Here is a 13,861-nt window from a genome sequence, read left to right on the forward strand (position 1 = left end):
GGCCTCGAGCTCGGCCTCGACCTCGTAGCCGTGCACGTGCAGCTCGTCGTCGACGTCGCTGGTCACGATCAGGCGCACCTGGCTGTCCTTCGCGACCTCGACCCGCCGCGGCTCCGGCTCGACCTTGCCGTCGGTGACGGCGACGCTGATCTCCACCGCCTGCTCGGTCTCGGTCGCCGGGCTGGACGATGCCGAGCCACCGGTCGTCGCCGAGGCGCTGGCCGTCGTGCCGGCGTCGCCGGGGTCGTCGTCGCCCGAGGCGCAGCCGCCGAGGGCGAGCACCAGGACGAGACCGGCCAGCAGGCAGGAACCGCGGCGGATCATGCGCCCAGGATGGCATGCAGTCCCTCTGCGGACGGGCCCGACGTGCCACGATGCAGGGATGGCCGACCGGCTGACTCCGCTCGACGTGTCGTTCCTCTACTTCGAGGAGCCCACGACGCCGATGCACGTCGGCGGCGTGGCCGTCTTCCGGGAGCCGGCGGACGGCTTCGACCTCGAGCAGCTGGTCGAGCTGATCTCCCAGCGCATCGCGTTCGTGCCGCGCTACCGCCAGCGGGTGCGGTGGGTGCCGGGGCGGCTCGCCAACCCGGTCTGGGTCGACGACGAGCACTTCGACGTCTCCTACCACGTGCGGCGGTCCGCACTGCCGCGACCGGGCACCGACCTGCAGCTGGCCGAGCTCGTCGCGCGGGTGCAGAGCCGCCCGCTCGACCGCACCCGGCCGCTGTGGGAGATGTACCTCGTCGAGGGACTGTCCGACGGCCGGTTCGCGGTCATCAGCAAGACCCACCACGCGATGGTCGACGGCATCGCCGCGGTGGACATCGGCCAGGTCATCCTCGACACGACACCGGCGCGCCGGCACCCGCCCGCCGACACCTGGCGACCCGCTCCCGAGCCGTCGTGGGTCGAGCTGGTGGCCGGTGCGGTCGCCGAGACGGTCCGCCGTCCGACCGCGGCGATCGACGCGGTCCGCGGCGGGATCGGCGAGGTGCAGCACACCCTTGGCCGGGCGGTCTCGGCGGCCGGCGGCCTGCTCGCCGCCGCGCGCACCGCGGCGCGGTCCGCCCCGGACAGCCCGCTCAACGCGGTGATCGGCGAGCAGCGGCGCTACGCGACGGCCACGTTCGACCTCGACGACCACCGCCGCATCCGCAAGGCGCACGGGGGCACCGTCAACGACGTGGTCCTCGCCACCGTCGCCGGTGCGATGCGCGCGTGGCTGCTGACCCGAGGTGAGAAGGTCTCCACGTCGACCACGGTCCGCGCCCTGGTGCCGGTCAGCGTGCGCAGCGAGGGCGACGGCGGGCAGCCCACCGGCAACCGCGTCTCGAGCTACCTGGTCGACCTCCCGGTGGGGGAGCCGAGCCCGGTCATGCGGCTGCACCAGGTCTCCTACCGGATGCAGGCGCACAAGGACACCGGCCAGGCGGTCGGCGCCGAGGCGCTGGCGGGGCTGGCCGGCTTCTCCCCGCCGACCCTGCACGCCCTCGGCGCCCGGGTGGCGAGCGGGCTGTCCAAGCGCTGGTTCAACCTGGTGGTCACCAACGTGCCCGGCCCCCAGCAGCCGCTCTACGCCGGCGAGGCGCGGATGCTCGCCGCCTACCCGGTCGTCCCGCTGGCCAAGGGGCAGGCCCTGAGCATCGGCCTGACGTCGTACGACGGGAAGGTGTTCTACGGCCTCAACGCCGACCGCGACGCGATGCCCGACGTCGACGTGCTCGCGCAGTGCCTCGGCGACGCGCTCGGCGAGCTGCTGGAGGCGACCCGCTGATGGGCGGTCGGGCACCCAGGCGGCGCGGGCTGGTGCTCGGCGCGGGCGGCGTGCTTGGGGCGGCCTGGACCATCGGGGCGCTGAAGGCGCTGATCGAGGTCGAAGGCTTCGACCCCGCGGAGGCCGACGTCGTCGTGGGTACGTCGGCCGGCTCGGTCCTGGCAGCGCTGATCGGCGGCGGTCTCACGGTCGACGACCTGATCGCCCACCAGCGGGGCATGCCGCTGCCGCGCGAGCTGGCCCTCGAGTGGAGCTACGACGAGTCGACGGGCGGCTCCCACCCCGGCCGGCCTCGGCTGGCCGTGGGGTCACCGGCCCTGCTGCGGCGCTCGATCGCCCGGCCGCGCGCCGTCCCGCCCCTCGCCGTCCTCGCCGCGCTCACCCCGACCGGCACCGGCACCCTCGCCGAGGTGGGCGCGATGGTGCGGTCGGTGGCGTCCGACGGCGCCTGGGCGCAGACCGCGAGCGGCGGTCAGGTCTGGATCGTCGCCATGGACTACGACACCGGCCGACGGGTGGCGTTCGGCCGCGAGGGCGCACCGGTCGCCGCCCTGGACGAGGCGGTCACCGCGTCGTGCGCGATCCCGGGGTGGTACGCCCCCGTGCTCGTCGACGGGCGTCGCTACGTGGACGGGGGCACCCTCTCGACGACCAGCGTCGACCTGCTCGCCCGCGAGGGGCTGGACGAGGTCTACGTCCTCGCGCCGATGGCTGCGTTCGTCGCCGACCGGCCGCGGACCGTGGCGGCCCGCCTGGAGCGCCGGTGGCGCCGGCAGGTCACCCGGCGGCTGGTCGGCGAGTGCCAGACGCTGAGCCGGGCCGGCACCTCGGTCACCGTGCTAGGGCCGGGGCCCGAGGACCTCGTCGAGATCGGCGCCAACATGATGGACCCACGCCGGCGGCTGGCCGTCCTGGAGACCTCCTTGCGCACCAGCCGGGCCGCCCTCTCGGAGCCGTCGCCCGACGACATCGGCCGGAAGGTCTGAGTGCGGGTCTACCTGCCGACCACGATGGCCGGGCTCGCCACTGCCCTGGCGGGCGGCAGCCTCGACGCTCGGACCGGCTACGCGGTCACCCCGGCGCTGCGCGAGTGGTACGTGGAGGGCGACCTCGAGGAGCTGGAGTACGCCGCGACCTCCGCGGCGGCGCGCGCGTCGCTGCGGCTGGTCGGCGACGGCGCGCCACGCCGGGTCGTGCTCGCGGCCGAGCTGCCCGACGGCCGGGTGCACCCCACCGGGACCCCGGGCGGCGAGGACCGCGCAGCCGTGCGGGTCGACGGGCCGGTGGACCTGACCGTGGTCGAGTCCGCCCTGGTGGACCACCCCGACGCGGCCGACGACGTACGCGCTGCGGTCGCGGCCCTGCCCGGCGCGGACGCCGGCGACGACGACGCCACGTTCGTGGTCGACGGCGTCGAGGACCACGAGCTGGGGTGGTACGCCGCGCAGGAGCTCGCGGTCCTGGTCGAGCTGGAGTCCTGACCGGGCTGGGCTCCCGGCGGGCGGCACCCAGTGGCACGATGGCGGCCATGGACGCCGTCACCCAGGTCCCCGCCCCCGTCAACGAGCCGGTCCGGCAGTACGCCCCTGGCAGCGCCGAGCGCGCCGACCTCGAGCAGACCCTCAAGCGGATGGCCAGCGAGCCGCGCGAGCTGACCATGACGATCGGCGGCGAGAAGCGCTTCGGGGGCGGAGACGAGCTCGACGTCGTGCAGCCGCACAACCGCCACCACGTGCTCGGCACGATGCGCGGCGCCACCCACGCGGACGCTCGGGCGGCCGTCGACGCCGCCACGGCCGCTGCGCCCGGCTGGCGCGCGCTGTCGTTCGACGACCGGGCGGCGATCCTGCTCAGGGCGGCCGACCTTCTCGCCGGCCCCTGGCGCTCGACGCTCAACGCGGCGACCATGCTCGGCCAGTCCAAGACCGCCATCCAGGCCGAGATCGACTCGGCCTGCGAGCTCATCGACTTCTGGCGCTTCAACGTGCACTTCGCCCGGCAGATCCTCGCCGAGCAGCCGATCTCCTCGCCCGGCATCTGGAACCGCACCGACCACCGCCCCCTCGAGGGCTTCGTCTACGCGATCACCCCGTTCAACTTCACCGCGATCGCCGGCAACCTGCCTACGGCGCCCGCGCTCATGGGCAACACCGTCGTATGGAAGCCCGCACCGACCCAGCAGTACGCGGCGCACCTGCTGATGATGCTGCTCGAGGAGGCCGGCCTGCCGCCCGGCGTCATCAACATGGTGACCGGGCACGGCAAGACGGTCTCCGACGTGGCGATGGTCGACCCGGCCCTCGCCGGCATCCACTTCACCGGCTCGACAGCCGTCTTCCAGGGGCTGTGGAAACAGGTCGGCGACAACATCGCGTCCTACCGGACTTACCCGCGCATCGTCGGCGAGACCGGCGGCAAGGACTTCATCGTCGCCCACCCCTCGGCCGACCTCGAGGTGCTGCGCACCGCCATGGTCCGGGGTGCCTTCGAGTACCAGGGCCAGAAGTGCTCCGCCGCCTCGCGGGCCTACGTGCCGCGCAGCCTGTGGTCGAGGCTCCGCGACGACCTCGCGGCGCTCACCGACTCGCTGACGATGGGCGACGTCACCGACCTGTCCAACTTCATGGGCGCCGTCATCGACGACCGGGCGTTCGGCAAGCACAAGGCCGCGCTCGAGCGGGCCAAGGGCGACGACAGCATGACCGTGATCGCCGGCGGCACCTGCGACGACAGCGAGGGCTGGTTCGTCCGGCCCACCGTGCTCGAGTCGACCGACCCGGACAACGAGATCTTCACGGCCGAGTACTTCGGGCCGATCCTCGGCGTCCACGTCTACGACGACGGCGACTACGACGCGATGCTGACCCAGATGGAGTCGGTCGCGGACTATGCGCTGACCGGGTCGATCATCGCGCAGGACCGCGCGGCGGTCGCCGCGGCGAGCGACTTCCTGCGCTTCGCCGCCGGCAACTTCTACGTCAACGACAAGCCGACCGGCGCGGTCGTCGGGCAGCAGCCCTTCGGTGGCGCCCGGGCGAGCGGGACCAACGACAAGGCAGGTGCCCCGCAGAACCTCATGCGCTGGACCAGCTCCCGGTCGATCAAGGAGACCCTCGTCCCGCCCACCGACCACGCCTATCCCCACATGGGCTGAGCGTCCACAGGTTCGTCGCGGGCACCACGCGACGGTGACTAGCCGGAGACCCGGTCCAGCCACGAGGCGCCGACCGCCCCGAAGGGCTCGGTGCCGTCCCAGACGGCGGCCAGCACCTCGTCGGCGGTCCGCCGCGCCAGGTCCACGACCTCGGCCGGGTAGCCGAGGTCTCGCCGGTGCTGCTCGAACTCGTCCTCGTCGTCGAGCAGCAGCGACCCGTCACGCATCAGCACCACGTCGAGGTCGAGATCGACCATCGAGACGCTGGACCCGGACCACTCCGGAACGGTGGTCATGTCGACGTAGGTGTCGATCTGTTGGTGCGCCGACCCGTAGAAGGACGCGGCCCACGGCCGGTCGTGCGGGAAGAGGGTCACCCAGCCGACCTGCGACACGAAGCCGGCGCCCGGCCGCCACAGCCGGGTCCCGACCTCTCCCGCGCCCCACACGCCGTGCTCGTCGACGCCGACGCAGCGCAGCGGGAACTCCCAGTGCCGCCCGCCGCCCCACTTGGTGAAGCGGGCGTCGATCGGCTCACCCTCCGTCGGCACGCGACCAACCCTAGGCAGGGCGCGCCGCACTACCCTCGGCGCGTGGGCGACCAGACCGACGTCAGCAGCGCAGACGGCACCGACCATGACCGGCACTTCGGCGAGGAGGGCGCCCGGCTCACCTACGGGTCGTACCTGCGGGTGGCCGAGCTGCTCGACCAGCAGCACCTCGAGTCCGACCCACCGGCGCACGACGAGCTGCTGTTCATCACCGTGCACCAGGTCTACGAGCTGTGGTTCAAGCAGCTCCTGCACGAGCTGACCGCTGCCCGCGAGGAGATGTTCTCCGGCGACCTGTGGCGGGCCCGCCACCTGCTGGCCAGGGTGGTCGCTATCGAGGACGTCCTGATCCGGCAGGTGGCCGTCCTCGAGACCATGACCCCGCAGGACTTCCTGGTCTTTCGCGACCGGCTTGCGCCCGCGAGCGGCTTCCAGAGCGTGCAGTTCCGCGAGCTGGAGTTCCTGGCCGGCGCCAAGGATCCCGGCTACCTCGACCGCTTCCGCGGCCTGACGGCCGAGGAGCGGGCGCGGCTGCAGCGCCGGCTCGACGAGCCGTCGCTGTGGGAGGCGTTCCTCCACGTCGTACGTCGCGCCGGCCTGCCGGCGGCCACCGACGAGGAGATCACCGCCTCGCTGCTCACCGTGGCCGGCGACCGGGGCACCTACGGCGAGGTGTGGGAGCTCGCCGAGCGCCTCCTGGACCACGACGCCAACGCCGCCCTGTGGCGGTCCCGGCACGTCCTCATGGTCGAGCGCCAGATCGGCACCAAGTCCGGCACCGGCGGCTCCAGCGGCTCGCCCTACCTGCGCGGCCGGCTCGGGCTGCACTACTTCCCCCTGCTCTGGGAGCTGCGCTCCCACCTGTGACGTCGTGACCTCCGGCACCGCCGTGACGGCCCGGCGCTAGGGTCGGGGGACCAGACAGGCAGCGCAAAGGGCGGGCGACGACGACGATGTCGGCGGTACGGCAGGACAGGCAGGCCGAGCGGGTGCTGGCCCTCGAGCACGCCAAGGGGGCGCTGCTCGACCGGGCCCTCGAGCTCGCCGCGGAGCGTCCGGACGTGACGGTCCCGGCCGAGGACCTGGCGGCCTACCTGCACCGCTACTACCGGCACATCGCGCCCGAGGACCTGGTCGGGCGCCGGGTGGAGGACGTCCTGGGCGCCCCGCTGGCCCACCGCGAACTGGCCGCCAGCAGGCCCCAGGGCACCGCCTCCGTCCGGGTACGCACTCCCGAGGACGAGGGGCACTCGGTCGTCGAGGTCGTCAGCGACGACATGCCGTTCCTCGTCGACTCGGTCACCGCGGAGCTCAGCCGGCACGGTCGGGCGATCCACCTGGTGATCCATCCGCAGCTGGTGGTGCGGCGCGACATCGCCGGCACGCTCCTCGAGGTGTGCGACGCCACGTCCCTCGAGGACGCCCGCGACGACTGCACGGACGGCGTCGTCGAGTCGTGGATGCGGGTCGAGATCGACCGCGAGACCGACGACGAGCAGCGTGACCTGCTGGTGGCGGACCTCGAGCGGGTGCTGCGCGACGTCCGCGAGGCGGTCGAGGACTGGCCGCGCATGCAGCGCATCGCCGTCCAGGTCGCCGACGAGGTCGCCGACACCGCGCCGCCCGGCATGTCCGCCCAGGAGGTCGCCGAGACGGGCGAGCTGCTCCGCTGGCTGGCCGACGCGCACTTCACCTTCCTGGGCTACCGGGAGAACGAGCTGGTCGCCCTCGAGGACGGGTCCGGCGACCGGCTGGTCGCCGTCCCGGGCACTGGGCTCGGCATCCTGCGCGCCGACCAGCGCCAGGACGGCGACGCCGGTCGGCTGCCGCCGGAGGTGAGCGCGCACGCGCGCCGCCGCCAGCTGCTCGTGATCACCAAGGCCAACAGCCGCTCCACCGTGCACCGGCCGGCCTACCTCGACTACGTCGCGGTCAAGACGTTCGACGAGGCCGGGGAGGTCGTCGGCGAGCGCCGCTTCCTCGGCCTGTTCACCTCGGCCGCCTACAACGAGAGCATCCAGCGCATCCCGGTGCTGCGCCGCAAGGCCGCCGAGGTGCTCGCCCGGAGCGGCTTCACCGCCAACAGCCACTCCGGCAAGGACCTGCTGCAGATCCTCGAGACCTACCCGCGCGACGAGCTGTTCCAGATCGCCGTCGACGACCTCGAGCAGATCGTGACGAGCGTCCTTCACCTGCAGGAGCGTCGCCAGCTGCGGCTCTTCCTGCGCCGGGACGACTACGGCCGCTTCATGTCCTGCATGGTCTACCTGCCCCGCGACCGCTACACGACGCAGGTGCGGCACGCGATGGAGGAGATCCTGCTCGACGCCTTCCAGGGCACGAGCATCGACTACACCGCGCTGGTGTCCGAGTCGGTCCTCGCCCGGCTGCACTTCGTGGTCCGGACCGAGCCGGGCGCGCGGGTCGCCGAGGTCGACCCGGCCGAGGTCGAGGCCCGCCTGGTCGCCGCGACCCGGTCATGGGACGACGACTTCTTCGACGCGCTGCAGGAGAGCTGCTCCGAGGAGGAGGCGACCCGGCTCGTCGCCACCTACTCCGACGCCTTCCCCGAGGCCTACAAGGAGGACCTCCCGGCCACCGCCGCCGTCGAGGATCTGCACCGGCTCGAGGCCCTCGACGACGACGGCGGCATCGACCTGAACCTCTACGTGCCCGAGGACGCCGCCGAGGGGGAGCGACGGCTCAAGCTCTTCCACGTCGGTGACCCGGTCTCCCTGTCAGTGGTGCTGCCGCGGCTGCAGGAGATGGGCGTCGAGGTCGTCGACGAGCGGCCCTACGAGATCCAGCGGCCGGGCCGCACCCGTGCCTGGGTCTACGACTTCGGGCTGCGTTACCAGCCGTCCGGCGAGCTGCCCGTCGACGACGCCCGGGTCCTGTTCCAGGACGCCTTCGCGGCCGTGTGGTCGGGCAACGCCGAGAGCGACGGCTTCAACGCGTTGGTCCTGCGGGCCGGCCTGACCTGGCGGCAGGCGATGGTTCTGCGGGCCTACGCCAAGTACCTGCGGCAGGGCGGCTCGACGTTCAGCCAGGCCTACATCCAGGAGTGCCTGGTCTCCAACGTGCACATCTCCCGGTTGCTCGTCCGGCTCTTCGAGGCCCGCTTCCACCCGGGTCACCAGGATGCGTCCGAGGACCTCGTCGAGGGCCTGCTCGAGGAGATCCACGGCGCTCTCGACGCCGTGGCGAGCCTCGACCAGGACCGAATCCTGCGCTCGCTGCTCGGCCTGGTGCGGGCCACGTTGCGGACCAGCTACTTCCAGGCCGCCGCCGACGGCTCCCCGAAGCCGTACGTCGCGTTCAAGCTGGACCCGCACAAGGTCCCGGACCTCCCGCAGCCCCGGCCGCGCTACGAGATCTGGGTCTACAGCCCCCGGGTCGAGGGCGTGCACCTGCGCTTCGGTGCGGTCGCCCGCGGCGGGCTGCGCTGGTCCGACCGCCGCGAGGACTTCCGCACCGAGGTGCTCGGGCTGGTCAAGGCCCAGATGGTCAAGAACGCGGTCATCGTGCCGGTGGGCGCCAAGGGCGGGTTCGTGGTGAAGCGGCCGCCGGCCGACCCGACCGACCGTGAGGCGGTCCTCGCCGAGGGCATCGCCTGCTACCGCACGTTCATCAGTGGACTGCTCGACGTGACCGACAACCTGGTCCTGCGTGACGGGCACCGCGAGGTCGTGCCGCCGCCGCAGGTGGTGCGGCACGACGGCGACGACGCCTACCTGGTGGTCGCCGCTGACAAGGGCACCGCGACGTTCTCCGACATCGCCAACCAGGTCGCCCTCGACTACGGCTTCTGGCTCGGCGACGCATTCGCCTCCGGTGGCTCGGTCGGCTACGACCACAAGGTGATGGGCATCACGGCACGCGGGGCCTGGGAGTCGGTCAAGCGCCACTTCCGTGAGCTGGGCGTCGACACCCAGGCCCAGGACTTCACCGTCGTCGGCATCGGCGACATGTCCGGTGACGTGTTCGGCAACGGCATGCTGCTCTCGGAGCACATCCGGCTGGTCGCGGCGTTCGACCACCGGCACGTGTTCCTCGACCCCGACCCCGACGCCGCTGCATCCTTCGCCGAGCGGCGTCGGCTCTTCGACCTGCCGCGCTCCTCCTGGGCTGACTACGACACGTCGTTGATATCGGCCGGCGGTGGCGTGTGGGCGCGCACCGTCAAGTCGGTGCCCATCAGTCCCCAGGTGCGGGAGCGGCTCGGGCTCGACGCGGCCGTCACCAGGCTGTCCCCGCCCGAGCTGCTGAAGGCGGTGCTGGCGGCGCCGGTCGACCTGCTGTGGAACGGCGGCATCGGCACCTACGTGAAGGCGACGCCCGAGTCCCACGCCGACGTCGGCGACAAGGCCAACGACGCGATCCGGGTCAACGGCTCCCAGGTCCGGGCCATGGTGGTGGGCGAGGGCGGCAACCTCGGCCTGACCCAGCTGGGCCGCATCGAGTACAGCCGCGACGGCGCCACGGGGGCGGGTGGCCGCATCAACACCGACGCCATCGACAACAGCGCCGGCGTCGACACGTCCGACCACGAGGTCAACATCAAGATCCTGCTCGACGACGCCGTGCGCGACGGTGCGCTGGACCCGGCGGACCGCCCCGCCGTGCTCTCCGAGATGACCGACGACGTCGCGCGCCACGTCCTCGACAACAACTACGAGCAGAACGTGATGCTCGGTAACGCCCGGGTGCAGGCCGCGGCGATGCTCTCGGTGCACGAGCGCTTCGTCCGGTCCCTCGAGCAGCGCGGCGCGCTCGACCGGGCCCTCGAGTTCCTGCCGCCACGTGATGTCGTCAACGACCGGCTGGCTGCGGGCGAGGGGCTCGCGTCCAGCGAGCTGGCCGTCCTCGCGGCCTATTCCAAGATCACCCTGACCGCCACCGTGCTCGACTCCGACCTGCCCGACGACCCCTGGTTCGTCGGTGCTCTGCGCCGCTACTTCCCGCACCGGATCGTGCGCGACTTCGCCGACCGGCTCGACAGCCACCCGCTGCGCCGCGAGCTCGTGTCCACCTGGGTGGTCAACGACCTGGTCAACCACGCGGGCATGACCTTCGTGTTCCGCGCCCTGGAGGAGACCGGCGCCAGCCCGATCGAGATCGTCAAGGCCTACTCGGTGGTCCGCGAGGTCTTCGACCTCGACGCCTTCTGGGCCGCGGTGCGCGAGCTGGACAACCAGCTGCCGACCGACGTCCAGTCCATGCTCTACCTCGAGGCACGGCGACTGCTCGACCGCTGCACCCGCTGGCTGGTGCAGAGCCGGCGGGCCACCATCGACGTGCGCGGCGAGGTCGAGCACTTCGGGCCCGACGTCGCGGCGCTGGTCGGCCGGGTGCCGGACCTGCTCATCGGGGCCGAGCAGGAGCGGCTGCTGATGCGGACCGACGAGTTCACCGGGCTCGGCGTCCCGGACGACCTGGCCCGCCGCGCGGCCGCCCTGCTCGACACGTTCTCGCTGCTCGACATCGTCGAGATCGCGACGGCCGAGAAGGTGCCGGCCGAGGAGGTCGCCGCGGTCTACTTCGCGATCTCCGAGGGCATCGAGGTCGACCGCATGCTCACCCGCATCACGCTTCTCCCGCGCGACGACCGCTGGACCGCCCTCGCCCGGTCGGCACTGCGCTACGACCTCTACGCCGCGCTCGCCGGCCTCACGTCCAACGTCCTCACCTCCACGTCGTCCGCCGACCAGCCGGCGGTGCGGATCGCCGCCTGGGAGCAGGCCAACAGCGAAGGCGTCGCTCGAGCGCAAGCCACGCTCGGCGAGATCATCGCGACCGACCACTTCGACCTCGCGTCGCTCTCGGTCGCCCTGCGGACGATCCGCACGCTGCTCAGGACCTGACCGCTCCCGCGACTGCCGCGACCGCGCGCGCGGCCTCGCCGTCGGTCAGGTCGGCGCGCGCCGTGAGGCGCAGCCGCGAGACGCCGTCGGGCACCGAAGGCGGCCGGAAGCAGCCGACCCGCACCCCATCCGCGAGCAGGCGCGCCGCCGCGTCCGCCGCCGGGCCCGGGCCGCCCACCAGGACCGACACCACCGCGGCGTCCGGCACGGTCGCCCGCAGACCGGCGGCGAGCAGGTCCGCCGACAGCCCGGTCGCCCGGGAGCGCACCGCCTTGGCGAGGGAGGGCTCGGCCCGCAGCACCTCGAGCGCAGCGCCCGCACCGGCGACGGAGGCCGGCGCGAGCCCGGTGTCGAAGATGAACGGCCGTGCCGTGTTGACCAGGTGCTCGACGACGATGACCGGCCCGAGCACCGCACCGCCCTGCGCGCCGAGCGACTTGCTCAGCGTCACGGTGAGCACCACGTCGGGCTGTCCGGCGAGGCCCGCAGAGTGCGCAGCGCCCCGGCCTTCGTCGCCGACCACGCCCAGGGCGTGCGCCTCGTCCACGACGAGCAGTGCGCCGTGCCGGCGGGCGACGGCGTGCAGCTCGGCGAGCGGCGCCAGACCGCCGTCGACGCTGAACACCGCGTCGGTGACGACCACGGCAGGTCCCGGCGTACGCCGCGCGAGCACCCGCCCGACCGCTGCCACGTCCCGATGGGGCACCACCTCGACCGCCGCCCTCGACAGGCGGCAGGCGTCGACCACCGACGCGTGGTTGAGGGCGTCCGACACCACGAGCGCGCCGGGCCCGGCCAGCGCGGTGAGCGCGCCCAGGTTGGCCAGGTAGCCGGAGGAGAAGACCAGACCGGCCTCGGCGCCGACGAAGCCGGCCAGGTCGGCCTCCAGCCGGGCGTGCAGGTCGGTGCTGCCGGTCACCAGCCGCGAGCCCGTCGACCCGGCGCCCCAGCGGCGGGCCGCCTGGGCCGCGGCGCCGGCGACCCGGGGGTCGCGGGCCAGCCCGAGGTAGTCGTTGGAGGCGAGGTCCAGCACCTCGTCGTCGGCCGATCGCGGCCGTAGCACCCGCCGCATGCCGCGCCGCTCCCGGTCGGCAGCGAGCCTGTGCAGGTGGGCCAGCCCGGGCGGCTCCGTCATCCGAAGACCTCCCGGATGCTTCCCTCGACGACGCCGCACAGCGTCTGCAGGTCGTCCTCCTCGATCGCGAGCGGAGGCATCAGCACGACCACGTCGCCGAGAGGGCGCACCCACACGCCCCGCCGGCGCGCGGCCTGGCAGACCGCGAACCCCGTGCGCTCGCCGACCGGCTGGACCTCGATGCCGGTCATCGTGCCGACGCGGCGGACCTCACGCACCCCGTCGTGATCGGCGAGTCCCGCGGTCAGCTCGCCGATCCGCTCGCCGACCCGCGCCGCGTGCTCCACGGTACCCCGCTGGGCCATCAGGTCCAGGTTGGCGATGGCGGCAGCGCAGCACAGCGGGTTGGCCGTGTAGGAGTGCCCGTGGAAGAACGTGCGCGCCTGCGCGGGCGCCCCGAGGAACGCCTCGTAGACCTCCTCGCGGGCCAGGACCGCCGACAAGGGCAGGTAGCCCCCGGTCAGGCCCTTGCCACAGGTGAGCAGGTCGGGCGAGACCCCCGCCTGCTCGACGGCCCACATCGTGCCCGTGCGGCCGATGCCGGTGGCCACCTCGTCGACGACCATCAGGGCGCCGTGGCGGTCGCACAGCTCCCGCACGCCGCGGACGAACGCCGGGTCGTGTGTGAGCATGCCGCCGGCCGCCTGCACCAGCGGCTCGACGACGACGGCGCACACCTGGCCGTCGGCCCGCTCCAGGGCCGCGGCCATCTCGGCGAGCACCTGCGCCGCCCTGTCGGCACGCGACTGCCCGTCGGCGAGCACGCCGGGCGAGGAGACCAAGCGGGTCTCGAGCAGGATCGGGCGGTACGTCGCATGGAACAGCTCGACGCCGCCGACGCTCACCGCCCCGATCGTGTCGCCGTGGTAGCCCTCGGCGACGTGCAGGTAGAGCGGTCGCGGCCGGCCACCTGCGCTCTGCGCGCCGGCCTGGAAGGCCATCTTCAGCGCCGCTTCCACCGCCGACGAGCCGTCGCCGGCGAAGAACACCCGGGTCAGTCCCTCGGGCGCCGTGGCGAGCAAGCGCTCCGCCAGCTCGATGCCGGGCTCGTGGGTCAGGCCGAGGAAGGTCGCGTGGTCGAGGCGCTCGAGCTGGGCCCGCACCGCCGCGTCGATCTCGGGCACCCGGTGGCCGTGCACCGTGACCCACAGCGAGGACACGCCGTCGAGGTAGCGGTTGCCGTCGGTGTCCCAGAGGTGCATGCCTTCGGCCCGGTCGACGACGATCGGCTGGTCGTCGGGCCAGACCGAGTGCTGGGTGAACGGGTGCCACAGCGCGCGCAGGTCCCGGCGCACCAGGTCGTCGGTCCTCCCCGGTGCCCCTGGTGTCCTCGATGCCGTCGGTGCCCCCGAAGCGCTCGGTGCCGTCCCAGCAGTCATT

General features: G+C 73.1%; 10 protein-coding genes. 6 read left to right on the plus strand and 4 right to left on the minus strand.

Annotated features, from left to right (window positions below; all coding sequences use genetic code 11):
• Positions 1-324 (minus strand): hypothetical protein (locus tag VK640_10540; protein ID HTE73622.1); only part of this gene is annotated, 324 nt, incomplete at its 3' end.
• 58 nt (positions 325-382) lie between these two features.
• Here VK640_10540 and VK640_10545 point away from each other — a divergent pair.
• Genes VK640_10545 through pruA form a run of 4 tightly spaced genes read left to right on the plus strand, consistent with a single transcriptional unit; the run spans position 383 to position 4,931 of the window.
• On the plus strand, positions 383-1,777 hold the full coding sequence (locus tag VK640_10545) for a wax ester/triacylglycerol synthase family O-acyltransferase (GenBank protein HTE73623.1): 1,395 nt from the start codon (positions 383-385) through the stop codon (positions 1,775-1,777).
• A complete protein-coding gene (locus VK640_10550) occupies positions 1,777-2,763 on the plus strand; it encodes a patatin-like phospholipase family protein (GenBank protein HTE73624.1) in 987 nt (328 codons plus the stop codon). Before VK640_10545 ends, VK640_10550 begins: the two co-directional genes overlap by 1 nt.
• A complete protein-coding gene (locus VK640_10555) occupies positions 2,764-3,258 on the plus strand; it encodes a hypothetical protein (GenBank protein ID HTE73625.1) in 495 nt (164 codons plus the stop codon).
• Positions 3,259-3,305: 47 nt separating this feature from the next.
• Positions 3,306-4,931 carry an L-glutamate gamma-semialdehyde dehydrogenase gene (gene pruA / locus VK640_10560; protein ID HTE73626.1) on the plus strand — a complete coding sequence of 542 codons (1,626 nt, stop codon included), beginning with the start codon at positions 3,306-3,308 and terminating at the stop codon, positions 4,929-4,931.
• 38 nt (positions 4,932-4,969) lie between these two features.
• On the opposite strand, the gene VK640_10565 is transcribed toward pruA, so the two are convergent.
• Entirely contained in the window at positions 4,970-5,482 is a 513-nt protein-coding gene (locus VK640_10565) for a DUF402 domain-containing protein (protein ID HTE73627.1), read from the minus strand.
• Positions 5,483-5,524: 42 nt separating this feature from the next.
• Between VK640_10565 and VK640_10570 the strand changes: the two genes are divergently transcribed.
• Positions 5,525-6,349 carry a tryptophan 2,3-dioxygenase family protein gene (locus VK640_10570; protein ID HTE73628.1) on the plus strand — a complete coding sequence of 275 codons (825 nt, stop codon included), beginning with the start codon at positions 5,525-5,527 and terminating at the stop codon, positions 6,347-6,349.
• 86 nt (positions 6,350-6,435) lie between these two features.
• Complete coding sequence (locus VK640_10575; GenBank protein ID HTE73629.1) at positions 6,436-11,346, plus strand: NAD-glutamate dehydrogenase; 4,911 nt, start codon at positions 6,436-6,438, stop codon at positions 11,344-11,346.
• Here VK640_10575 and VK640_10580 read toward each other — a convergent pair.
• Entirely contained in the window at positions 11,336-12,481 is a 1,146-nt protein-coding gene (locus tag VK640_10580) for an 8-amino-7-oxononanoate synthase (protein ID HTE73630.1), read from the minus strand. The two genes, VK640_10575 and VK640_10580, sit on opposite strands and share 11 nt — an antisense overlap.
• The gene (bioA, locus tag VK640_10585) at positions 12,478-13,860 is read right to left on the minus strand and encodes an adenosylmethionine--8-amino-7-oxononanoate transaminase (GenBank protein ID HTE73631.1); all 1,383 of its coding nucleotides are present in this window, start codon (positions 13,858-13,860) and stop codon (positions 12,478-12,480) included. Before bioA ends, VK640_10580 begins: the two co-directional genes overlap by 4 nt.
• Between the last annotated feature and the right edge of the window lies 1 nt (position 13,861).

The sequence above is a fragment of the Actinomycetes bacterium genome (assembly GCA_035489715.1).
Taxonomy (GTDB): Bacteria; Actinomycetota; Actinomycetes; order JACCUZ01; family JACCUZ01; genus DATHAP01.